The 23829-nt window shown below is 32.8% G+C and carries 28 protein-coding genes and 1 pseudogene; 2 read left to right on the forward strand and 27 right to left on the reverse strand.

The window, feature by feature from the left end:
* Nucleotides 1-9 precede the first annotated feature (9 nt).
* On the forward strand, nt 10-774 hold the full coding sequence (locus MTT09_RS03185; protein WP_223154259.1) for a replication initiation protein: 765 nt from the start codon (nt 10-12) through the stop codon (nt 772-774).
* A 213-nt stretch (nt 775-987) separates the two neighbouring features.
* Here MTT09_RS03185 and MTT09_RS03190 read toward each other — a convergent pair whose 3' ends face one another.
* The 24 genes and pseudogenes from MTT09_RS03190 to MTT09_RS03305 all read right to left on the reverse strand — a co-directional run bounded on the left by MTT09_RS03190 (nt 988) and on the right by MTT09_RS03305 (nt 20570).
* Nucleotides 988-1554 (reverse strand): hypothetical protein, encoded by a 567-nt coding sequence (locus MTT09_RS03190; protein ID WP_103576079.1) that lies wholly within the window; start codon nt 1552-1554, stop codon nt 988-990.
* Between the two features lie 136 nt (nt 1555-1690).
* Nucleotides 1691-2122 carry a hypothetical protein gene (locus MTT09_RS03195; protein WP_429802514.1) on the reverse strand — a complete coding sequence of 144 codons (432 nt, stop codon included), beginning with the start codon at nt 2120-2122 and terminating at the stop codon, nt 1691-1693.
* 33 nt (nt 2123-2155) lie between these two features.
* Nucleotides 2156-2449 carry a hypothetical protein gene (locus tag MTT09_RS03200; protein ID WP_103576081.1) on the reverse strand — a complete coding sequence of 98 codons (294 nt, stop codon included), beginning with the start codon at nt 2447-2449 and terminating at the stop codon, nt 2156-2158.
* A 40-nt stretch (nt 2450-2489) separates the two neighbouring features.
* Nucleotides 2490-2711, reverse strand: a complete 222-nt coding sequence (locus MTT09_RS03205) for a hypothetical protein (RefSeq protein WP_103620035.1) — start codon at nt 2709-2711, stop codon at nt 2490-2492.
* Between the two features lie 230 nt (nt 2712-2941).
* Nucleotides 2942-3586, reverse strand: coding sequence for an AAA family ATPase (locus MTT09_RS03210; RefSeq protein WP_021092016.1), 645 nt, complete (start codon nt 3584-3586; stop codon nt 2942-2944).
* Between the two features lie 162 nt (nt 3587-3748).
* Nucleotides 3749-4003, reverse strand: coding sequence for a hypothetical protein (locus MTT09_RS03215; RefSeq protein ID WP_021092014.1), 255 nt, complete (start codon nt 4001-4003; stop codon nt 3749-3751).
* 21 nt (nt 4004-4024) lie between these two features.
* Nucleotides 4025-5023, reverse strand: coding sequence for an adenine-specific methyltransferase EcoRI family protein (locus MTT09_RS03220; RefSeq protein WP_429802517.1), 999 nt, complete (start codon nt 5021-5023; stop codon nt 4025-4027).
* A gap of 14 nt (nt 5024-5037) precedes the next feature.
* A pseudogene (gene ssb, locus MTT09_RS03225) lies at nt 5038-5421 on the reverse strand (single-stranded DNA-binding protein); the annotation flags it as partial.
* A gap of 23 nt (nt 5422-5444) precedes the next feature.
* Nucleotides 5445-7403 carry a type IA DNA topoisomerase gene (locus MTT09_RS03230; protein WP_429802519.1) on the reverse strand — a complete coding sequence of 653 codons (1959 nt, stop codon included), beginning with the start codon at nt 7401-7403 and terminating at the stop codon, nt 5445-5447.
* Entirely contained in the window at nt 7400-7972 is a 573-nt protein-coding gene (locus MTT09_RS03235) for an AAA family ATPase (protein ID WP_103617584.1), read from the reverse strand. Before MTT09_RS03235 ends, MTT09_RS03230 begins: the two co-directional genes overlap by 4 nt.
* Nucleotides 7973-7989: 17 nt before the next feature.
* A complete protein-coding gene (locus MTT09_RS03240; RefSeq protein ID WP_021091994.1) occupies nt 7990-9210 on the reverse strand; it encodes a type IV secretion system protein in 1221 nt (406 codons plus the stop codon).
* Between the two features lies 1 nt (nt 9211).
* On the reverse strand, nt 9212-9487 hold the full coding sequence (locus tag MTT09_RS03245) for a hypothetical protein (RefSeq protein ID WP_103576016.1): 276 nt from the start codon (nt 9485-9487) through the stop codon (nt 9212-9214).
* Between the two features lie 69 nt (nt 9488-9556).
* A complete protein-coding gene (locus tag MTT09_RS03250; RefSeq protein WP_429802522.1) occupies nt 9557-10432 on the reverse strand; it encodes an ArdC-like ssDNA-binding domain-containing protein in 876 nt (291 codons plus the stop codon).
* A gap of 42 nt (nt 10433-10474) precedes the next feature.
* The gene (locus tag MTT09_RS03255; RefSeq protein WP_021092004.1) at nt 10475-10672 is read right to left on the reverse strand and encodes a hypothetical protein; all 198 of its coding nucleotides are present in this window, start codon (nt 10670-10672) and stop codon (nt 10475-10477) included.
* Between the two features lie 199 nt (nt 10673-10871).
* The gene (locus MTT09_RS03260) at nt 10872-12677 is read right to left on the reverse strand and encodes a type IV secretory system conjugative DNA transfer family protein (protein ID WP_429803702.1); all 1806 of its coding nucleotides are present in this window, start codon (nt 12675-12677) and stop codon (nt 10872-10874) included.
* Between the two features lie 52 nt (nt 12678-12729).
* Entirely contained in the window at nt 12730-13140 is a 411-nt protein-coding gene (locus MTT09_RS03265; RefSeq protein WP_429802524.1) for a plasmid mobilization relaxosome protein MobC, read from the reverse strand.
* Complete coding sequence (locus tag MTT09_RS03270; protein WP_103587021.1) at nt 13137-14084, reverse strand: ATPase, T2SS/T4P/T4SS family; 948 nt, start codon at nt 14082-14084, stop codon at nt 13137-13139. Before MTT09_RS03270 ends, MTT09_RS03265 begins: the two co-directional genes overlap by 4 nt.
* On the reverse strand, nt 14077-14283 hold the full coding sequence (locus tag MTT09_RS03275) for a hypothetical protein (protein WP_429802527.1): 207 nt from the start codon (nt 14281-14283) through the stop codon (nt 14077-14079). The genes MTT09_RS03270 and MTT09_RS03275 overlap by 8 nt, the downstream gene beginning before the upstream one ends.
* 9 nt (nt 14284-14292) lie before the next feature.
* Complete coding sequence (locus MTT09_RS03280; protein WP_103587019.1) at nt 14293-15516, reverse strand: DNA type IV secretion system protein ComB10; 1224 nt, start codon at nt 15514-15516, stop codon at nt 14293-14295.
* A gap of 1 nt (nt 15517) precedes the next feature.
* Complete coding sequence (locus MTT09_RS03285) at nt 15518-16744, reverse strand: TrbG/VirB9 family P-type conjugative transfer protein (RefSeq protein ID WP_107770681.1); 1227 nt, start codon at nt 16742-16744, stop codon at nt 15518-15520.
* On the reverse strand, nt 16741-17391 hold the full coding sequence (locus tag MTT09_RS03290; RefSeq protein WP_107770680.1) for a type IV secretion system protein: 651 nt from the start codon (nt 17389-17391) through the stop codon (nt 16741-16743). Before MTT09_RS03290 ends, MTT09_RS03285 begins: the two co-directional genes overlap by 4 nt.
* Before the next feature lies 1 nt (nt 17392).
* Nucleotides 17393-17515, reverse strand: coding sequence for a hypothetical protein (locus MTT09_RS03295; RefSeq protein WP_021092012.1), 123 nt, complete (start codon nt 17513-17515; stop codon nt 17393-17395).
* A 2-nt stretch (nt 17516-17517) separates the two neighbouring features.
* A complete protein-coding gene (locus MTT09_RS03300) occupies nt 17518-19983 on the reverse strand; it encodes an AAA family ATPase (protein WP_429802530.1) in 2466 nt (821 codons plus the stop codon).
* Nucleotides 19984-20252: 269 nt separating this feature from the next.
* Nucleotides 20253-20570 carry a hypothetical protein gene (locus MTT09_RS03305; RefSeq protein ID WP_103574912.1) on the reverse strand — a complete coding sequence of 106 codons (318 nt, stop codon included), beginning with the start codon at nt 20568-20570 and terminating at the stop codon, nt 20253-20255.
* A gap of 604 nt (nt 20571-21174) precedes the next feature.
* Between MTT09_RS03305 and MTT09_RS03310 the strand changes: the two genes are divergently transcribed.
* Nucleotides 21175-22794 (forward strand): relaxase/mobilization nuclease domain-containing protein, encoded by a 1620-nt coding sequence (locus MTT09_RS03310; RefSeq protein WP_429802533.1) that lies wholly within the window; start codon nt 21175-21177, stop codon nt 22792-22794.
* 172 nt (nt 22795-22966) lie between these two features.
* Here MTT09_RS03310 and MTT09_RS03315 read toward each other — a convergent pair whose 3' ends face one another.
* The 3 genes from MTT09_RS03315 to MTT09_RS03325 are packed head-to-tail and all read right to left on the reverse strand — an operon-like array spanning nt 22967 to nt 23776.
* Entirely contained in the window at nt 22967-23272 is a 306-nt protein-coding gene (locus MTT09_RS03315) for a type II toxin-antitoxin system RelE family toxin (RefSeq protein WP_051303952.1), read from the reverse strand.
* Complete coding sequence (locus tag MTT09_RS03320) at nt 23262-23513, reverse strand: hypothetical protein (RefSeq protein WP_021091971.1); 252 nt, start codon at nt 23511-23513, stop codon at nt 23262-23264. Before MTT09_RS03320 ends, MTT09_RS03315 begins: the two co-directional genes overlap by 11 nt.
* A gap of 11 nt (nt 23514-23524) precedes the next feature.
* On the reverse strand, nt 23525-23776 hold the full coding sequence (locus MTT09_RS03325) for a hypothetical protein (RefSeq protein WP_103585942.1): 252 nt from the start codon (nt 23774-23776) through the stop codon (nt 23525-23527).
* Nucleotides 23777-23829 lie beyond the last annotated feature (53 nt).

Genomic DNA, 23829 nt, shown 5'->3' on the forward strand with positions numbered 1-23829 from the left:
GGTAATTTCGTGCTTAAAACCACAAGAGTCGCTCATATAGAAAGCAATGGAACGCTCGTTTTCCGTAATAAAATGAATTCTATATTGTTTCCAGTAAATTTTACATCTAGGGATTATGATATTTTCTTTACTATTTGCTGGTATGCAAAGCAATTGGGGTATTCGGATAGCAGAAATTATATTGAAATGCCGTATTCTAAGATATCACAATTCTTTGCTGAAGGTCTAAATAAAACTCGTTTTAATAACGAGGTGCTTGAGTTTTGTAAAAAGGTTTTAGGCGAAAACGGATCGGCAATCTACAAAAGTTTAGAGATTACAAATAATGATGAAATTATGACGGCTGGAGTTTTTTTCATTTCTATTAAAGCCTTTAGAAATACGCAAATTTTAAAATTTAAATTAAATACAGAAGCTCTCGATATTTTATTTGGTACTCTAAAATTTATGAGAATAAATTTACACGATTTTATTTCAATTCGAAGTAAATTTGCAAAGTCTCTTTATCGCCTCTTACTACAATATCAAAATATCAGATCCGACAAAGATGGCTTTAAGTGTGTAAATTTTAATAGACCTGATTTCGAAAGATTTATGAGCGTTCCTGAAAAATACGAAACGAGAGATTTGGATCGCCGTGTAATAAATCCTGCCATAGAAGAGTTAAACGAAAACTACTTTAAAAAGATTGTTCTCGAGAAGAAAATTGCTGAAGGCTCTAAAAAGAACGTTATCGGCTACTCTTTTAGGTTTATGTTAAATGAGGATGCTTGATTTTGCTTAGAGCTACGATCACTCTTACTTATCCTAATAATCTAGCTCTAGCTTTTGAACGTCAAAATTTATTTGCTCAGCTTTTGGGGTAGGTAAATTTTGCCTTTTACTATCACCATCGTTATTTTTATTTTTAAACATTCTTACTAAAATTTTATGGATTTTTATAAGGTTATTTTTAATTTTTTTAGTCATTTTTTGTTTCTTGGCTTATCAACCTCTTATTCTCATGGCTATGTACTCTTCCAGATCTAGGTCAAAGTTGTTCGCTTCCGCCTTAAATTGCATTAGTTCATCAAATGTGAAAATATCTTTTAGCTCGTATGTTGCTAGAATTTTAATGTCTGAGTAGGTTAAAATACTTATTTCTAGGCTTTCTGCGATTTGTCTTATCTTTTCTTTTTTTGCTTCGCTTACAAATACTATATAGTTTTGCTGATGCTCTTTCTCTTTTGCGTCATTTGGCTGTGGGGCTTCTATTAATCCCATTTTAAATCTTACAAATTCGCTCATGCTCGTATTGTGCCATTTTGCTTGGTCATAGATCGTTACAAGCACTTCATCTTTTATATATGGTATAGGTGTTGTTAATGCTAATTCTATAAATTTTGCTAGCGTGTATGTTGGATATTTCTTGCGTATTTTTATGCCTAGTTCTTTAGAAAATTTAGTTCCAACCGATACCTTGCCTTTTTTTGTAGATTGTTCCTTTTGACTATCTGCTCCAGCTATAAATTCATCTAATTTGTCAGTAGAATTGCTTGTTCTTTTAAAATCCATCTCTTTTTCCTTTTTTTAATTTGATTGTAACATTTTATAAAATTTATTACTACCCTATAGCTTCTCTACTCATCTTTTACTCCTTTTTACAGATAAATTTTAGTAGCTTTTGTTCTTTTATCATATTTCTTCTACTTTATCTTTTTTTATAAAAAATTTTATTTCCCCAAAATCTGGTTATTAAACCACCTATCCAAGCGATGACTGAAAAATTGACGAGAAGGATAATTAGCATTAAAAAAATATAAGTTTCATCCCCATCGTCCTTTGCGTAACCAACGATACTAAATGCGACTTTTATAAATTCAATTATATTTATGCCATTAAACATCGCATAAATAGGCGTTATAATCATCACAAAAAGACATATCATTGTCATTAAAATGCTAATAGCAAGACCGACAGCAAATGCCTTTGCCTCTCTTTCATTTTTTTCTTCATCTTCGATTTCGCCTCTTAAAAATGGATATGATAAAAACATTCCAGTTGTCAAAAGCATAATCGAAAAAGCTGAAAACGTATAATTTATAAAATCTACGAAATTTGTTGATAATGTATCTAACGCCATTTTTATCCCTTTGCCTACTAATACTAAGCCTTTTTATAAACTAGGCTTACTTCTCCAAGCCCACCACTCAGCACCATCATATTCTTCACGTTCTAGCCAATCAGGGATGTCCTTAAAGGTTATCCAACCCTTCCAGTATTGTGAGCCATATCCTTTGTCATAGTTAAGCATACTTGCTTGTATCTCATTCCAAGGGATTTCTCCTTTACCCTTGTAGCTGGTAATAGTAGAGCAACACCAATCTCTTGAGAATTTAAGCATATACTCATCTACTTTGTGATCTCCTATGAGTTCCATTGTCTCTTGTTTGAAGTTAGTTGGTCTCATTTTTATATCTTCTTCTTGCTATATTTTAACAATCCGCTGACTACCTTCTTATTGTCCAATTTGGAACACTTAATTCGCCATCGCCATCTACTTTAATGATAGACTTAGGAATTACCTGAGAGTTTTCTTCGTAGTAATCATTTCTCCAACTAACGGTTACATTTGAGCCTTCTACCTTAGTGATTTTAACATAGAACTCTATACCATTTTTAGATTCTATGTAAGCTCCAACCTTGATTAGCTCATCTCTTGTTTTTTCCATTTTGTATCCTTTTCTTATTGAATTTAGTTTATTATAGTGAAAATTTACTTAAAAAATAATAAAATAAGTAAAAATAAACTAATAAATAATTAAAAAATATATAAAATTTAAATAACATAAAAATATTTTTTCAGTGAAAATTATAAGTAAAATATAAAAAAATGCTTTTCTTCTTCCCCCTTTTTAAATTTACACATCGCTTTTGGCGATGCTACTATTATCTTCATTTTTTAAAATATCTCACTGCATAAATTTTTGATTTCTTGTTCAGTTTTGTTGCCGTCGTTCATTTCAACTACACTTAGTCCTAGCTGGGTCGCAATTTTATATCGCTCTCTTTCAAATATAATTGTTTCTGCTAGTTTTATATAGTCTTCTTGAATTTCTTTTATAAAGTTCTTGAGACTTTCTACTTTTTTGGCTAAAAATGGATTTGTGGACGCTCTATTGATTACAATATATGTTTGCAGATTAGTGTTTTGCTCCTTTGCCATCTTGATTATGTTTACCATTTTATCAAGGACGCTTACGTCAAACTGGCTTGGAATTGTCGGAATTATAACAATATCGCTTAGTGCTATTGCTATTCTCATTTCTCGACTATCTCGTCCGCCTGTATCGATTACTATATCCCTTTTTGTTTTGTTGTCCTGCAGGAATACTTTTAGTTCTTCGCCGTATTTATATGCAAAGTCAAATGCTTTTGGGTGATTTTCTTCGTTTCGTATATTTAAAAATGTGGCTATTGACTTCTGTGGGTCTGTATCGACCAATAATAGTGGTTCGCCTTTTACAATGCCTTGGTTTATCGCTATATTAGTAGCTAGGGTGCTTTTACCGCTTCCGCCTTTTTCATTACATATAGAAACAATCATTTTTATTCCTTTGCCTTAGATTTTTAAATAATTATATACTTTTAAACTTAATAAATAATAAAATATCAAATTATTAAATAGTATTTTAAATAAATATCTAAAAAATAAAAATTATATATTGAATATTTTTTTATAAATAAAACAATAGTATTTTATAAAAAATTACTCTTTTCTTTCTGAAATAATAAAATTTATCTTGATAATAAAATATAGCATTACGTTAAAAATTATATAGCACATAATAGCGAGGGCTATAAAAAAGGCATCTGCATTGAGTAGGGTCTCTATTTTATTTGGTTTTTTTAAAAGATATAAAATAGTATTTATGCCGATCCCAAATAAATTTATAAATGCAAAAACCCACATAAACCGCTTTGCTGGGGTATTGAAAAGCTGTAGCTTGTTTTTCTTCTTCATGCACTTTTGTCCTTTTGCTACCTAAAATTGATTTAATATTCTTGCTCTAGGCTTTAATCCACCTTTTCTTTGTATGATGATCCTTGTAAAAAGTTCTTGCCCTTTTAGAACCGCTGATTTTGTGTTGTTTTCTTTGTAGGTATGCTTAACTAGCTCAGGGTATTTGTCTTTAATTTCAAAGTCACAGCCTAAAATTTTAAATTGTGCTGGGTTGTGCCTTAAAAAAAATGTTAGCGGTATACCAATTACTCCGTCATAGTCAATTGGTATGTCCTTGCAATTTTTGACTTCTATGATCTTGTAATTATCGTACTCTGGGTATTTATTTTCATTACCCTTATACTTTTGGGTTAATCTTATACCATTTTGGTGTTTTATGCTTTTTAAATTTGTAAACCATGATATGTTGCTAAAACGCTTCTTACTGCCGTCTGGTCGTGTGAAAATATTTACTTGATGATTGCCTAGCCAAATTTTACCCTTTTTGTATAGCTCAAATATCTTTTTGTACGTAATTGAGTAGGTTCCGCCAACTATTAAAAATTTCTTGTTTTGTTCTTCTACAATTTCTATTAGGTCACGAAAAAGGGAGAAAGGTGGATTTGTGACTATTATATCGCCACTTGCTATAATATGTCTTACTTCTTCGCTTCTAAAATCACCGTCTCCTTGCAACATCGTCTCATTTATTCCGCTCTCGCTGATCTCTATTTTCATCCCCTTTGATTTTGGCTCTTTAATATTGTACGTCGTTGTAATTAGCTTTTTTAGCTCTAGGGATTTAAAATTTAAGGCAAAGTATCTATAAAAGTTGCTTTTCTTGCCGTCGTTGCAAGGGCATACTACTACTTTGCCTTTAAAATGTGTTCTATAATCTTGTATTTCGGCTCTTATCTCATCGAAACTCGTATAAAACTCATCATCTACGTCATATTTTGCACTCATGAAGTAGATATTGGCTCTTTTATCTTTGTCCGATAACCAGCTTTGAGCTCTTTCGCTTTGGGTTAAATTTTGCATTTTACTGCTTATTCCCCTTGCACATACTCGGTTTTTTCAGCTTGTTCTTCTCGCTCGTTCGGCGTAATTTCCTGCTTTTTGCCATCAAGCATTACCATTTTATCAACGACAATGCTATGTTTGCTCCTATTTTGTCCATTATTGTCTGTCCATTGGTCGAATTTTAATCTACCATCTACGAAAACTTTTGACCCCTTTTTGAGATATTGATTTGCGATCTCTGCGGTCTTACCCATAAAAGTGATATCTATAAAGCAGATTTCTTCTTTTTTCTCATTGTTAATAGTGTACTTGTATGTTGATGCGATAGCCGTGTTGCCTATGGCTAGCCCTGATGGTGTGTATCTGAGCTCAACATCCCTTGTTAAATTTCCTATTACTGACACATATGTATGCATGTTTTCTCCTTTTTATTGTTTTATTATTTTTTCTTTATTGCTTTGTTTATAAAATCTTTACAAATTTGTAGATTTTTTTCGTAATCTTTTGGCAGTGCCATTCCTTTGTCTTTAGATAGCTTTTTAGCCAATTCTATTTGTTTCTCGCTTGGTGGTACTATGACTTTGTCTTTATTTTTATCAATAAAATTAGAGCAAATCTTCCAGTCTTTTTCGATGCCGTCTGGCAATTGCATATTTAAACTATGTGCTATATTTTTAGCCCACTCGAGTTGTTTCTCGCTTGGTGGCTTTTGTATGCTATCGTTTAGCTCTTTGAAGCCCATTTTCTCATGGAGTGGTCTTATAAAGTCTAAATAGTCAACCTTTCCATTGCTAATTTCATCTAGCACACTTTCCATTTGTTTCGTAAATTCGCTTTGCGTGATCCACTCATCGTTGTTTGTTTTTATAGTTTCAATAAAATTTATACCCTTTGGCGTTGCTATGATATTGCTATTTTTGCCTTTTGTTTCGATGCTTACGTACTCTCTTTTAATAAGTGTTGGTAAAAATGTTGCATACGTGCTTGGACGTCCGATACCTTCTTTTTCCAAAAGAGATATAAAATTACTTTCTTTATAGTGCTGTGGCGCTTGCTTTTTTACTTCCTGTAGATTAAATTCTAATATTTGGAGCTCATCTCCTTGAGCTAGATTTAATGTTATCTCTTGAATTTCTTTATCTTTGTCGTCTTCATCTTCAGTTGTGGCTACGATAGCATTTTTAAATCCTTTATAGATACATTTGCTCGTTTTTGCCTTGAAGCTTAGCGTCTTTATATCTATATCATATATAGTATTTTCGTTAATCGCATTTTTGGCTTGACTTTGAACCGAATTTAAAAAGATAAGCTCATAAAGGCTTTTTTCGTCATCCGTTAGGCTTTCTTTTTTTGCTATTTCTTCTATTTGGTTAAAATCATGTATGTGTGAGATACGTATTGCTTCATGTGCTTCTGCTTGGCTTTGGCTTCCTGCTTTATATTCTTTTTTCTCATACCATTCTTCATTGCCAAATTTAACGCCTACTTCATCTATAAATTCGTTTGATAAGCTGTTACTATCGGTTCTATGATAAGTAATTAAGCCTTTTTCAAATAATTTTTGAGCAAGGCTCATCGTCTTGTCAGGGCTAAAGCCCAATCTTTTATTTGCGTACTCTTGTAGTTGTGAGGTTCTAAAAGGTACTTTAGGCTTTTGTTGTGCCTGCTTAACATCAATTTTATATACCTTTGCTAGGCTACCAGCTAATTCAGATATTTTGGCGTTTGCTTCATCTTTGTCTGTAAATATATTGTCATTTACCGCATTAAATTCTATGCCGTCCTTTGTTTTAAGTTTTACTTTTATTTTATAATCGATCTTTGCGTTTGCCTTATTTTCTAGAAATTCTTTTATTTCCAATTCTCGCTTTACAATTAGAGCAAGAGCTGGGGTTTGCACCCTGCCTACGCTATTGTTTTTATCATTTAGCTTATTGATGTATGTTGGCGACATGATAAATCCAACTAGCTTATCGCCTACCGCTCTTGCCTTGAAGCTATCAAATTCTTTTAAATTTGAGTTTGCAAAAGGCACAGCACTATCTAGTCCCTTTTTTATTCCACTCTCTGTGATCTCGTGAAATTCTGCACGTTTAACGCTTTTTGCTATATTTTTAATAGTTTGATAAACCATATAGCCTATTCCGTATCCCTCTCTATCAGGGTCTGTCGCAATTACGACATCTTTCCCTTTGCAATCGTTAAATATTGCATTTATTCGGCTTTTGCTATCTTCTTTGAAATCAAATATTGGCTCATAGTTCTTAAAATCAACCACTATTTGATTTGTAAGCTCTTTAAAATGCCCTTTTGTAGCATAAACTTTTGCTCCAGTTATTTGCTCTATCTTATTGACCTTGTTTGGACTTTCAATTATGATTATTGTGTTTTCGTTCATAGCTCTAATCCTTTGCTTTGATTTTGGTGTTCTTTCCATTGTTTTGATTTTTCAATCATTTTTAAAACTTCCTTGATTTGCGTGTTTCTGTCTATAATCATAAACGTTTCATCTCTAAGAATAGACGAAGCCAGCATTCTTTCTTGCAATTTTTGGCTTTGTGCGTATGTGTGAACTCTGCTTTCCATTGTGTAGTCCTGTTTGGCTTGTTTGTCAAGTTTTAAAAAGAAGTTGATACTCGTATAGAAGTTTTTACATTTTTTTATGAGTTCATTTGTTCTTTTCTTATCTTTTGGATCGCAATAAAATTTACCAAGCTCTATAGGGCTGTCACTGATTGCTATGTCGTGCTCTTTAAGCACTTTGGCGATGTTTAACATCTGTCCTTTGGTAACGTATGGCTGGTCTTTTAGCCTCTCTTTTTGGTTGTTTTCGATGAGTTCCGTTGCAAATTCCGAAATTAAGCCAACATCTATTCTTTTTTCTCTCATGTATTTTTTTAAATTTTTAGCTAGCGTACTTTTGCCAGCTCCTGGACTACCATAAATATTTATTACCAATTTATTCATTGCTTTATTCTCCTATTTTATGGTGCTACATATCCGCCACGAAATGTTTTATACTTTTCATATGCTTTTCCTACGCCTTGTCCTATTGCTTTTGAGCCTGCGCCGATATCTTTTATCAAATTTGCACCTGCTCCTATACTTGCACTAGCTATTTGTCCTGCTACTCCAGCTCCTGTAGCTGATCCAAATCCACTTACTGCTCCGCCTATAAAACTTCCGCCACCAGCTTTTCTAGCTAATCCGCTTAATATGGTCTTGCCTGCTACTGCACCAGCCACTATTCCGCCAGTTACACCGCCACTTCCATTTTCCATCTGCGTACCAAGCACTGCGTTGATCCAACTTGGAATTTTCCTTAATAAAAACAATGCTGTTATGCAAGTTATCGATCCTGTAATTAGGTATTCGAATTGTTTAGTAAATAGTTCGCCTATATAATCTTGGTATTTCTCTAGTTCTAAAATTGGGTTCATTGCTAAATTTAGGGCTATAAACGCTAATGGTGCAATAATTGCGTATGATAAATAGAGCTTATACCAGCTCCATAAATATGGTAAAAATTTTGGCATTATTAAAAATGGTATGACTAAAGGCAAGGTGCTAAGTATTAGAAATGCCATAAATTTACTAAAGAAAATCACTATTGTAATTCCTATCAAAAGTATAAAAAATGCTAAATAAAAAATCCAAAAAGGTATCATACGAATTGCTGTTATCACACCTGCCGATAAATAATCCATTACGCCGTTAAAGCTAATGCCTAAAAATGACCACTCTTGCGATTGTAAATACTCTTTTGTTCCGTAGCTCCACATCATTTCTCTTAGATTATCGATCCTGTTTGCTGACTCTGTCACAATCGATCCAAAGTCTTTATTTTCAAAAATTGAGCTGACTATTGCAGTTATTGCGTTTTCTGGGATTGTTAGGATATATAAAACGCCCATATAGGCGTTAAAGGAGCTAAGAGTTGCAAATATAAAACATAGCAATATTAAATATTTTATAGCTCCGAAGATCTCATCTCTTGTTGGGTAGCCATTTTTTACTCTACCCAATAGCCAAAACACCACTATAAGAATTATTATAGTTTCCGATGCAGTTGAATATACTAAATCATGCGATCCGTTATAAAATTTTTCAAATAAGCTCATTACGTTTTCTTGCATAACGGCTTGTACTTTATTAATCCAATTACTATCGGTTAATATGTCTTTTGCTACTTCTGTCTGTGCCATTTTACGCCTTTGTTATTTCTTTCATATATGTTTTTATTGATATTAGTGCTTTTCCATTATCTAATGGCTTTTTTGTTTTTATTTTTTTAATTTCTATTTTTTTATTATTTTTTATAATTGTTTCTGTCGCGATTTCTTCTTCAAAGTATGGACTTTGCATTTCTATGATAAAATTTTCCGTATTTTCTTTTGTGGCAGGGTTGCCCACATTTGTTTGAATTTTGCTATTGTTCTTTTTGTCGCTCAGCCCTAAAAAATTTATAAAATCGCTTAACATCTTTTTCCCTTTTTACAAATAATAGGGAGCTTTGCTCCCTATTTGTCCTAAGTTTCGTTTATGACCTATTTATCTCTCCATGCCCTTGTTTTGCTCTTTGGTTTGAGCTTTTTCTTTGGTCATGTCGATCTTTTTAGCTGGATTAAAATAATCTACACCTTTAATTTGAGCTAGCGTTAGGTTGTTTAGCTGTTTCTCTAAATTTCCGCTTATTCCCAAGGTCTTGTTGTAATCTATTTTTACTTCAAAATCTTGATTTTTCGCTTGCTCTCTATAGTGCTGGATTGCTGTTAGATCTCTTTCTTTGATCTTGCTCTCGTCTAGTCCATCAAACTGACTTACGTGATATAGAGTTTTTGTTTCTAGGCGTGGATTAATTGGGATTTTTTCCTTTACAACATAGGTCATTGCTTCCCCTGTCTCTTTGTCATACTTTATATTGCCGTCTTTGTCTTTAACAACAGCCATGATTTCTTTACCATCTCTGTCTAGTTTTGGTCTAATCTCGTGGTCTGCAATATAGAGCATTTTGACACCATCGACTCTAGCTTGTAAGCCATTTTTAGTGGTTAGGATTTCGCCTGTTTTCTCATCGTGTTTTAGCTTTAGTATTCCGCCCATTGCGTTACCTTGCTCCATTGTCACAAATTGAGGCTTGTCATAACCTTTTATAGCCATTTCGGCTCTCAATAGCATACTAGTCTCTCTCGAGTACGTGGCTCCAGTCTTTGCGTTGTATGGAATTGTCCTATCGACTTCTTCTTTACTCATATCTTTTTGCCAGTCTGCTTTTGCTGTCTTGTGGGCTTCAAAGAGCTTATATTTCATGTACTTATCAAAGCTCTCTTTCTTTTCAGCGTTATCCATCTGATTCCAGCTTTTTCTCTCTTGTTGAGTGGCATTTTCTTGTTGTTCTGACTTGATATACTTTTTAAAATCAGCCATTTTTTTATCCTTTACATCTGTTAATAACCTATAACTTTTGGGCTATAAGTTTGAGTTAGGCTCATTTTCTTCTTCTATGATTTCGAGGCTTTGGTGGTCTTTTTTTAGGTAATCCCACTTCTTGCTTTCATCATCGTTGATTTCAAACTCGCCGTCTTGGCTCTCTTCGAATTGCTTTGCAAGATACATCTCATACTCTTTATATGCTTCTTCTTGCTTTAGCTTTTCTGCATAGGTCATTTTCTACTCCTTAGGACAGATTTTTAGAGTTTTTAGGCTCTAATCTAAAATTTAGGTTTTTTATTAAATTTTAGATTAAAAACTTTATAAATAATAAAATATATAACAATAAAATATTAAAAAGTAAAAATATTTAAAGTTTATAAATACTATTGCTTTAAAATTATTGGTAATATTTATAAATTTTTTTAAAAAATTTTTACTCTTTATCTATTTTTATTCTTAATGATTTTAATAATTCATCTCTTTGCTCTTTTCTTTCATCTTTTACTTGTGTTTGTTCTTGATTTGTAATTGTCTTAGTTGTTTCTGCTGTTTCTATAATTTCTTGAGTAGATACTACTTCTACTTTATCTGCCCCTTTAAATTGCTCTATTTTGAACCAATACGGCACTTTTGCCTTGATTGGCATTTTAAAAAATCCTTTTACAAGTATCAAAATATCGCTACTATCCTGATTTTTTAGGTCTTGTGCTGTGACCAGCTTCTTTGCTTCTTTGCTTTTTGAGATATTGCTTTTAAAAAGATCCATATTGCCTTGCGATTTACTTATTTTTATATTGGTGTAATCGCCTATTAGTTTGCTTGTGTCTTCAGCGTCTTTGTCGCTGTTCATGCCAAAAATTACTTGATAACCGCTGTTATTTTTAAGGATATTCATATCATCTTCGCCATAATATTTTTTGATTTGCTCATAGCTTTGGGTCACAAATACAGGCAATAAACCATAGCTTCGACATAGTGCTGGTGCTTCTAGCAAGAATGGCATTTTTCCAAATCTAGCAATTTCGTCAAAAAATGCATAAATAAATTTGTTTAAATCACTGCATTCTTTTCCACTCATAAGCTTTTTAAATAATGTTTCTATAAAAATTCTAATAAGTGGCGCTAGGATGTCCATATCTTCGGTTTGAACGACTACGTACATCGATATTCTTTTTTCTCTTAGGTCTTCAAATGTGAAGCTCATTTTGCTGGTGGCACTAGCAACTTGTGGGTTTATAAAAACTTTCATAAAAGTATCGTATGTCGATTTTATCGATGCAAACTCATTTTCGGCAGATTTTGAGTAGGCTCTAGCTTGATTTCTTGTATTCTCATCTATAGTTTCATCAAAACTAGTCTGCTTGAGCCAAATTTTGAAAGTATCTACATCATAATCTCGTTCTCTTGGTTTCGTTGGATCGTCTTCATCAGGCTCTTTCATGGCTTCTTCACCAAATTTCTCATCAAGATAGTCGAAATAATCAGCCTTTGGTGCTTGTGCTAATTGTGCCAGTGTTGCGTGCTTGTCTTTTTGCATAAAATACTCTGCAAAAAATACAAACATTGTTTTTGCCGATATTATCCAGTGATCGTTTTCTCTACCTTTTTCGCCTACAAATATTGTGGAGGCGATCTGCTCGGCTAATTTTTTTATGTGAAGATATTGTAAATCTTTAACTAGGCTATGATCAAACGGATTAAAAAATAATGTATTATCCCAGCTAAAAGGGGAGAATAGCTGGATTTCATTGTTAAAATATTTTTGACGATAGCCTGCTGTTTTTGCGTAAAGCTCCCCTTTAATATCCAATACTACGCAAGAATTTGGCACACTTAATAAATTTGGGATAATCATACCAGCCGTTTTTCCGCTTCCAGGAGGTGCTACTACTAATGTTGAGAGTGGTTGCGTTGCACGTATAAATTTTGGGCTTGTGCTGTCAATGTCAAAACATCCTAGCACAAGTCCTGTTTTGTAGTTTATCTTCATCTTTTCAAAATCTGCTGGCGTTGCAAACCTTGCTGATCCATAATCTTCATTATCTCTTAGATATGGCATTAGCCACCAAATTATAGCGACCAAGAGTGGTGCTATTAGTGCAAATACCGCGACATAGGCTTTCATTTTTAACGTTGGCGTGCCAATATTTTGTAAAATTTTAAATGCCACAATTGGCACATTTACTATGTCAGGGTTAAAAATAAGTTTTACAACTACCAAATATGCAATTACCCCCATTATTATGGATGTTATGTATATTAATATCCACTTTTTAGCTGTAAATTCTTTGCTATTCACCTTGCAATCCTTTTATCTCTTTGTTATTAGGTTGCTTTGTACGTTCTACGTCTATTTTTATTTTTAGCTTACCGATCTTATTACTTAGTCTTCCTATTGCGTCAAAAAACTCATACATAGTCTTTTCTAGGTCGCTTTTAGCTTCTTCTTTTTTTATAATGTGAGCATTTAGGTGATATGCTATTTGATTTAGATTTTTTCCGAGATGCTTAAATTCTTTCAAAAAATCAGCTAAAATTTCATTATTAATCTCAATTTGTTTTAGGGTTTGTGCATATTTTTCAACATGAATTAATTTTCTAACGATCGCAGATTTACTTTCATTTCTTGCCTGCATCATTTTTGTTAAAATTCTTGCATCGGCTTCGGTAAAATAAATAAAATGACTAGATACTTTTTTCATGCGATCATCCTTGCAATATCTATCTCTTTCAAATTGAGGATATCTGTAATTACTCTTTTATTTTTTACCCTTGCTATTTGAATGATATAGTCAATTGCTGTCATTATTAGGCTATCAAGCATACTTTCGTCTACATTTGATAATCCACCGCCTAATATAATGTTTGTTTTTATTGCTTTTATGGCATCTTTTGGGTTGTTCGCATGTAGTGTGCTTAGGTTGCCTGCGTGTCCTGTATTATTTACTCTTAAAAATGAAAACGTATTTCTGATATCTATCTCGCCTAAGAAAAGCCTATCAGGTCGCAAACGCATTGCATTGTCGATCGCTACTTGGTAGCTATAAATTTCTGTTGCTATTTTAGGGACGGCAAGTTGAGTTTTATTTATGTTTTCAACTCTTAGTTCTTGGCTATCTTCTATGGTTACTACTCGCTCGCTTGGGTCTATTTCCCCCATTAGTGAGTTTAAAAAACTTGTCTTTCCGCTTCCAGTTCCACCACTTAAAAGCACATTCTTTTTTTCGTGTATCAAGTCTTTTATTTTTTCATAGCTCCAGCCGTTATTTATGCATTTTTCACTTAGGATAAAGCTTTCGAGTGGATAAATTTCTTTGCTTGGTATCCTTATACAGATTGCTATTTCGCTATTAAATAGGCTTGATTTATGCTGTGCTTGGACACGATATCGCAAAAATGGACTTGGCAATTCACAAGATAAGTGACAATGGCTTTCATCAAAACGTTGATTTCTTCTAGTTGCCAACTCGACTAAAAAACTATTTAAAAATTTAGCATCTAGTTTTTCGTCTTTTACCACTTCCCAGTGGTCGCCATAATCTATATTAATTTCGCAAGGCTGGTTAAAAATTAGCTCATTTGCGTTTAGATTTAGATATGGCTTTAAAACATTAAGAATGTTTTTTAAAATTATACTTTCACTCATCTTGCTCGTTTTGCTTTTGGTCTGGTGTTTGGCTCATTAAATTTCTTTTTTCTTCTAGCAACATCTCAAGCTTTTGTTTCTCTTTATCTGCATTCACTTGAGCTTTCTCGGTTTTCTTTACCTGTTTTGCTATACGCTCCAAAATTTTGTTATAAGCGTTTTGGTTTTTGATTTCCGCTTTAATATCTTCTAGTTGCACACTTGCTCCTTAATCGTTGAAATATTGCATTAAAACTTCGCCATTTTTAGGTTTAGCAAACCACATGTGATTTGTTGGTACTAAAAATATACGGCTTCCGCTTTTAATTTCAATTGTTGGTTTAATTTGACTTTGTTGTTGGATTATGTCTTGAACTACACTACTTACATCGCTTCTTGAATTAGAGTAAATTTCATTTACATAGGTGTTGTTTGCATTGTTTCCGCTATTAATTTTCGATGCTATGCCTAAAAGCAAAGCATTTGTAATTGTTGAGATTGAATATGCTATGCCGTATCTTTCCCAATATTTGTTATTGACTGCTCCAACTGCTCCTGTCATACCCATATTATCAGCCACTATTGCATCTGTTAGCATTATGTTTATGCCTTGTGGCGTGATAATCTCTCGCCATCTAATTTCTAATCGTTCGTTTCCGATTTTGGTGTCGTTGGTATAAAATCCTATTGCTTTACTTCCACGTGGTATCAATACGGCTCGCCCCATTGCGGCATATATATCTTGCTCTATTTGAGCCGTAACTATTCCGCTTAAATCCGAGCTTATTGCACTAGTTAATATGGCTGGGATTAGTCTGCCAGCTCTAATTGTGCGATACAGCCTATGCTCATTTGTGCTTATATCAACTGGCTTTTGATTTGAAAAGCTATCAACGCCATATTTTGAGCTGTTTTGATTTACGCTTTTTACTTCATTATTGCGATTTGCTAAAATTTGCGCTCGCATTAGCTCCTGCATTCGTTTTTTATATGCTCTTTGGTTGTCTATTGCCATTTCTTGTCGCAATTGTTCTTGTTTGGCTTGAAGCTTGGCTTGTTGTTCTCTTGCACGCTGTGCCATTTGCTCCTGCTCTTGTATATCTTGCTCAGGCGTCTGATCTTGCAAATTTTGATTTCTTTGTGCATTTAAAGCATTTTGTTGTTTGTTGCCTAGCTTCTCGAGTCTGTTTAAAATCTCAGTTAAATTCTGATCTTCATTTGGCTCTCTCTTGCCAGCTTTATAAATATAATCATCTACTGGGAATTTTGAATTTTCGAATAGATGATTTAAATTTGTTTGATTTTGCAAATTCCTGATCTTCTCATCTTTTGCTTTTTTGCTTATATTTTCGTCATCAAATATTTCAGCCGTAGCTGTATTGGTGGCAAAAAGGGGGGCAGATATAACGCTAATTGTAACTATGCTTAAAAATAGTCTATTCCCCTTTTTCATTTTAAATTCCTTTAGTTTCATTTATTGTTTTTTTGTTTTCTTTTTGGTGCTGTCTTATTGCTTCTTTATCTGTATTTAGGTTTTTTCTTATTTCTTTTCTATCTCTTTCTTCTTGCGTTTCTTTTCTCTCTACGCACACATAGCTATCGCCACTTTTAATAGTAAATTTTGGATTTATGGTTTCGGCTATAATGTAATCTCCTATTACTCTTGTTTCCACTGGGCTGTCCTGCTTGTCGATAACTGCAAAAATTGTAGGAATTTGTGGCATTTCATCTTTGGCATATTTAAAATATGTAAATTTCTTGTCGCTAAAAATTTCTGCTGACAAAAGCCATTCATTTTCTTTTTTTGCTTTTTGCGTATAGCCAGTATAAATATCGCTCTTTAGCACTTTTAGCTCTGCTATGCCATCTTTTATGATTTTATATTTATCGCTTTCATCTTTTGCTTTGGCTTGCTTTGCTTTTTGTACTTCATCGTCTTGTATGCGAATTACAAAGCTTGGATCATTCGTATTCTTGTAATCTGTCGAATACAAGTAAAATGTGTGGATTTTTCCATCGCTTGTAAAAATAGTTAGACTTGTATCAATTCCTATAAGCTGTGGGATTATCGCTATCGCATTTGCTTTGCTTGGTATTTGCTCTACTTTAAATCCTGTTTGGTCACCCAATACAAAATTATCTATATCATTATCAAATATAAGCGTTGTTGCCATTGCTTGGCGAGTACGTATTTTATGCGTCTTATTTGGTACGTATTTTATTGTTTGTGTATTTTCATATCCGCTATAATTTTTAGTGTGGAATTTGTTTTGTAGTGCTTTTAAATCTTGATTTCTTATAGCGTTTTGCATGAGCTCAAGCTCTTCTTTGCTTATATCTTGTGATTGCTCCACACCCATTCCATCTTGCTCTGGCATTTGCGCCATTTGTGGTTGAGAATTATTAAATTTTGCTAGTTGCGGATGATTGTTCTGCCCCATACCAAATGGTTTTACCTTAAAATTTGATTGAACTTGGCTATTAACATCCTTGTTTTTGTCATTAAAAATATCTTCGCCCATTGAGCCGTTTTTTTGCTGTTCATTAACTAGTTCTTGTGTCTGTCGCATAATTGCACGGACTTCATTCATTTGTTCTTCGCTTAATCCGCCTTGGTCTTGTGCTGCATTTAAATTTAAAACAAATAATGCTATTAAAGATAATCTAGTTAAATTTTTCATTTCTTATCCTTTTCATCTATTATCTGCGTTACTTGATATTTGTTCACTATAAAGCCTGTTGGGTTTTTCATTGTGTCCGCATAATTACTAGTTTGGTTACGGAAGTCATACTCTATTGCACTTCTATATTTTTTATAGCTAACTTCAGTGCGAGTTGGATTTGTAATTTCTGCTTGAAAATCTATCGTAGCTACATCTTTGCTTAAAATCGCTACGTTTAGAATTTTTATATCCCTATAGTAGTTTTTGGTAGTGTAAATTGAATTAGGATCACTAACCAAATTTTCGAACGCTTCCCATACCTGTCTACTACTTTGCGTACGTATTTCGTTGTAACGCTCGGCATCATCTATGCGATTAATTAGCTCTCTATTTTTCACATATCCTGCAAGTATGCTTTTTAAAAGCTCTTCATTGTTTCTAACGTTTAGACTGGTATCGTCTATTGTCACAAACCTTGAGTCACCATCTGAAAATTTTAACAATACAGGCTTTGTCTCTTTAAGAGGCGTTAGTAGTGCTATCGCAACGGATAAACTTATGCTGACTATTGTTAAAGCAATGATCACATAAAACATATACGCTTTTATGTTTCGCTCCGCCTTAAAAATAAAATTTGGGTCTACTTTTTTGTCTTCGTATGCCATATTAACCTACTTGTATGATGTCGTAGCAAGCGCAAGGGCTTACTTTTTCTATTTTGCTTGGCTTATCAGCACATCCGCTTAAAAATATCATTAAAGCCGTTGTTACAATTACTGCTAGTTTCATTTTTAGCTCCTTTGTTCTTTGTGTTCTATATAGTATTTACGCCAATGTATTGGGCTTTCAGTCTTTAATTTTTTTATCAAATTTACGCTATCTGAGCTTGACGAAAATACTCTTAAATAATTTCCTAGGCTTGACAAATTGACATTTAGTTTTGCGCTCTCGTTTCGTAGCTTCATGTTTAAAAGCACCTGCCTAGCATTTGATTGAGTGTCTTTTAAGAATTTAGCTTCCGTAGGCGTTAGTCCTATTATCTCGCTTAGCTGATTTAGCGTATCTTCATTGTTTGTTGGGAAGATAAGAAAATTTGCGATATTGTCAAGAAATGATGAGCCACGCTCATTTCCGTTAAATAAGCTTATGTTTTGAAAGCCAAAGCATCCAACACCGCCTATCTTTCTCCACTCCAAAATACCTTCAAGGATTTTCTCTGACATTACTTCATCTCTTAAATAGTCCTTCAACTCGTCTATGAAACAAAAAAAGCCACGTATATTTTCGCTATTTTTTGCCTGATTTTTCAGTCTGTGAAATACATACATTGCGGTGAGAGCTGATACCTTTTTGTTTGGCAATATTCCATCCATGTTTAGTACTGATAGCTGTTTTGTGAAATTTAGGGCATCTTCTTTGTTGTCGAATATTGAGCCCTTATAATTTCCAAATCTAGTCTTTAATCTTGCTTCATTATCGGCTGGCAGTGAGTCTATAAAATCACTTAACGACAATATTTGATCCGCTTGCTTATTATCAAAAAGCCTATTTATTGTTTCTCTAATATCTTTTGTTGCATCATGCTCTTCAGGCTTTAGCTCTGCCATTGAGCTTAGCCATGACGCTAAAAATTCTCTATTCTCTGCTGTATCGGCTAGGCTGAATGGATTTAGCTTAAACCCATCGCTTTCGCTATCATGATATTCGCCGTCCATGTAATTTGTAAAGCAATACATACCTCTTAGCTTGTCCATTGCAAAAATACTTACAGGATACTTAAAGAGGTTTGTCATTAAGAACTGAATTGTTGTTGTTTTGCCAGTTCCTGTTCCGCCTATGATCATTGTATGACCTGCTGGTCTATCTCCATCAGGCTGGCAGTGGAAGTTAAACAAAAATGGTGTGCCATTTAAGTGTTTAAAGGTCGTAACTGCTTCGTCGCCCCAATCATTTTGGTTGAAACCAGTTACTTCGTTTTCAAAATTTGCGATCGTAGCTAGGTTGCTTATGTTTAGCGTTTTCTTTCTTGCGTTCAAATTTCCACGACTTGGGAAGAGGCTAAAATATAGTGCCTTTTGGTTTATGGTTTCTCTAACAACATTTAAACCTTGATTTTCAAGGATATTTTTTAGTTCGTTTGTGCGATTATTCAGTTCCGCTAGATTGTCGGCTAGGCAATATATAGAAAAGCTCGTTTCAACTAGGTTTTCTCTATCTGCTTGGATTAACTCCATCAAATGATCCAGTTCTTGTTGGACTAGTTCAACTGAGAAAACTCTAGTATCTTTTATTTTTTTGATCGCTTTGCGTTTTTCATACGCCTTAAAGTAAATCATCGTCATAAACTCATGATCACTCTTAATCAAATTTGACGTAATGATTGACTTTATTTGCTCTGTTTCGTATGCCTTAACGCTAATAAATCTCGCATATTTTGTTGTGCCATCATTTCTATAGAATTCGATATAATCTTTTTTAAATTCGACATAAGAGTTAATGTAGCTATCTGTAATTAGCTCGTTTGTGTATCTTAAATTTGTTTCCTGTGCGTTTGAGTACGTCGCATAAAAATTAATTATTTCATCGCTACTCATCTGGCGTGGCTGATACGTTGCCAAATGATTTTTTATATTTAAGAGTGTGTTATTTAACAACTCCATTTTTTGTTTATAGTTTGAGCTTTCTTTTCTTTCGTCTTGTTCGCTAGTTACTTTTGTCTTAAAACTTTCAAGAAATCCAGTTATATTTTTAGTTGTAGTTGAAATTAATAAAAAATATTTAATTGAGTAAATATCTTGATTTTTTTCCCATTTTTCAATTATCTCATTTGCATATTGATTTATATTTTTTTCTATGTAATCCTTAGCCTTGATCTTAGTTTTCTTGATAATTAAATTAGTTTCTACGCTATCTTTAAGCGTTGTAAAAAACATAATTCGACTTAAGAGATAGTCCATTTCAGCGTCAAGACTAATTCCTGCGTAGCTTGTCCCCTTTAGTTCCACTGCAATTGTTATGTTGCCATCTTTCGTTACAATAGCATTCTCGCCGTATTTGCATGCGATATTGTTCTCTTTTGCCATTGTGTATATTTCAGGTTCGCCCAGCATTATTATTCTGTCAGCTTTTTTATTTATTTGACTTATTTTTGAGCGGATATCGCTATTTTTTTCTTTTTTTGTTTCAGTTCCAAGCTCTTGCTTGTCTTGTTTGTTTTGTTTCCAATCCCTAAAAACATCTATAAGTCCACGAGCCATTATTTAGTCCTATGCAAAAAATTTTCTTTGTGAAATTTTCAAATTTGAGCCGATGATCTCATAGATATCTTCATCGAAAAATTCCAAAATGAAAAAAAGGCAATATAAAACTGCAACGACTGCCAACGAATACAAAATCAAGATAAACCATGAGATAAATCCAATTACAAAAATAATTAGTAAGCTTGTTGTAGTTAGCCCCATTATTTTTGTTTTTCGTGTTAAATCCATATAGCAGTCAGTTACAACCATTTTATACTCGCTTTAATCTACATTGCTGCGGCGGTTAGCCCGTAGCAAACTCCTAGGATTATTGATGCGATAATTACAAACCTTATGTGCTGTTTAATTTGTTCCACGTTAAAAAGTGCTGTAAGCATGAGGACAATTATCCAGAGAATTCCAATAACGAGTATAATCGTATTGAGAACACTTGCAAGACTACTTCCTGCTTCGGTTACTTGAGTATTTACGTTTTGCTCAAGTGTTTTTAGCACATTTTGTCCGCCACCTGATCCAAAAAGAAACAATGGTGAGCACATTGCCATATAGAAAAGCTTTTTAGCTTTTGATAGGATTTTTTTCATTCCCTACTCCTTTGTAATTTATTTTGTTTCCGTTACTATATTATTTTTAAAAAACGGACTTTTTGTATAGATATTTTTAAGATGTATGTTTTTAAGGGAGTTCTGAAATATGATATAAGTTTTTCTTAATTTTTTATTTACTTTTTAATTTTTATAAAGTAACGTTTTTTTGGCACTTCATTTATTTTTTTTATAAATTTTTTCTTTTACAAAATGTCACTTTATAAAAAATTTGTATTTTTTTTATTTTTAATTATATTTTGTATCTTTGACTATATATTTTTAATTTTATATATTCTATTTTAATTTATTTTTTTATAAATATAGTTTTTCTTATCATCTCTATTTTACATATTTTATATTTTTTACAAATATTCTTTTTAATTACTATTCTTATTTAAAAAAATAAAATGAAATTTTATTTTTTATTTTTATTCTTTTGTAAAAAGAATAAAAATCACACTATAAAGCCGATACTATCGGCGTTTAGTGTAAAAAGTGATATACAAAAGGGGTTATCCTGCCTATCTTCTCGCATTATATTTTTTTAACTTTACTTACACTAACATCATTACAAATCTTTTAAATAGTTGGAGTTTTTATTTTGGCTAGAACAGAAGCACAATGGGATGAATTTTTAAAAACTATCAGAGCTGGACGAACAAAAAATTCAATAAATGAGCACAAAAATATATCTTTTAGCTCGAGCCATATTTCATCGATTAAAAATTCTTTCTCAAAAAATACAAAACAATCTGTTGTGAAGATGATTTCAAATTTACCACGTGAAAGTATTAAAAGATGTATTGACTACACTCTAAATAACTCAATTGATGGCTCTGCCATCAATGAAAAAGGGGAGAGAGTAAGTAGTGACGAGATTATGAAAAATTGGAGTAAGGATTTTGGCACAAATAAAAATTCAAAAGACGCTTGGCATCTTATTTTCTCAATCAATGAGCCATGCAATGACGAAAAAACACTAAACGCTCTAGTTGATAGTGTTAGCGAAATTCTAAGTAGAAATTTTATGGGGCATAAGTATGCTTTGGTGCTTCACACACATCAAAATAACCCACACGTGCATGTAGTTCTTAACAAGCGTAATGATATAACTAGGCGTAAAATTCATTTTGATACTCGTGACGAGATTAAAGACTTCTTCGACGAAGTTCGCACTGATTTTGCCTATTCGCTTGGTGCAAGAGGGTTAAAATATGAAAATAAAAACGCTATGCATAAGGATTTAAAAAAAGAATTTTCTAAAATAAAATCTAGTGTCAACCTTGAGCAGGATAGCTATACGGCAAAGGATAAAACACTAGAATTTTACGAGCAAATGCAAGAAAAAAATAAGAGAGAATATAATGCAACTTCCAGCCGTATTAAGGCTATGAATGATGAGATTGATTTGTTAAAAAAAGCTAATGATGAGCTGACTAGGCAATTTTTACTATACGTTCAGAAAAAGGGCAAAAAACGTTTTAAGCTGGGCAAAGAGCTAAAGGAGAATAATAAAATATTACTTCAAAAACGCAAGGATTTAATAAAAGAGATTAAAAAGCTTGATAGTATTTCATATAAAGCTACTCAGATCAATGATATGCATTTGGCTCACTACAAGGATCAATCCGATACCCTTAAATTACTTGAAAATTTTAGTTATAACTTTAATAAAATTTATCCGCACGGCAAAGGCTCTAGCAAAGCCGACTGGTTATTTTCTAAAAAGGTAAAACGATCTATTGCTGTGCTTCGTGGGCGTGATGATAATGCTAAAAAATACTTTGATGATAGCTTAGTTGCTACACGTCTTTTGGGTCGCAATGAAAGTCTTTTTAAACTTAATAAAAAACTTGAAATTTTAGATCAAAGCCTTTATATTTTACATCACTCTGAGCTTGGCGATACTGAGAAAAATGAATTTAAAAAGCGACTAGATGATAATAAGGATTTTATAGCCGATATATGTAAAAAACGCTTTTCATACATTGAAAATAAGCTATTAAAATCTGAAAAGATTAGTAAGGACGATTTTCTTTTAAAAGAGTATTTTAAAGGCGTATCTATGCTTGAGGCTACTGCTAACGAACGACTTGTTAGGATTAAAAATGAGCGTAGGCTTTATAAGGATGTTTTGGCTGAGCGTGAGGCTATGGGCTTAAATTCTTACTCTTCGTATGATAAAACTCAAAATGAAAAAAATAACGATCGTAGTAGATAAATGCTATTATCTACTATTTTAAAATTTCTTTGATTGTTGTTTGATAGTTTGCTAAAAAAATAATAAAATATATAACAAAAAAAATATATATAATTAAAATTAATAAAAGTTAAGAATAGTAAAAAAAGTAATTTTTTATAAAAATTAAGATAGTAAATATTAAAAAAATGTGTTATTTTGTTGGCACGTTCTTTAAAATACTTTTTACATTCCTATCGGTATAAACTTCATCTCTTTTACTTATGTCGAGAAAAAGTACTATAAGCTCTTCATCTTGTATAAAACATATCAAGCGATAGTTTTTTACTCTATATCTCCATAATCCACTCAAATTCTCAGTTAATCCTTTTCCGCTACTGCGTGGATCATCACTTTCCTCGAGTCGATCAAGAAACTTTTGAATTGGTTTTTTGATTGAGCCGTCAAGTTCATTAAACTTCTCTTTAGCATAATCGCTAAATCGTATCTTATAAGCCATTTTCTTTCTTTATATCAGCCCATGAGGTTGATTTGCTTCCGCTAGCCAAATATTCAGAATAAAGCTTTGCTCCAAGCTTTGCATCTTCAATGTCCTGCAAGGCTTCGCTGTCGATCTTATCTTTCGATGTGTTGATATACTTTATCGTATATGTTGGATTGCTGGCTTTGGCGACAGCGTTTTTTATAGCTTGGATAATTTGTTGGTTTAAATTTTCGCCTGTAATAGTTATAGTTTTCATGTGTTTGCTCTCTATTTTTCAAAGTCTGGAATAACTATAGGTGATTTATACCTAGTATTACATTCATATGCGTCATACTTCAATTTATTATATGCGTCTGATGTGCTTGGTTCGGTATTTCTGTATTTCTTTAAAATGATTTCACATTCTTCGTCACTCAACTCGTGCTTTTGTTTTTGTACCTTTGGCAGTTGAAACTCTGCACATCCGCTTAAAAACAACCCAGCTATTGCTGCAATTATCAAAACCTTATTTACTTTCATTGTAAATCCTTTTTTTAAGAAAAATTATAACATATTGTATAAAATTTTACGTT

The organism is Campylobacter concisus (assembly GCF_050447505.1).
In the GTDB taxonomy this organism is placed as follows: Bacteria; Campylobacterota; Campylobacteria; order Campylobacterales; family Campylobacteraceae; genus Campylobacter_A; species Campylobacter_A concisus_BP.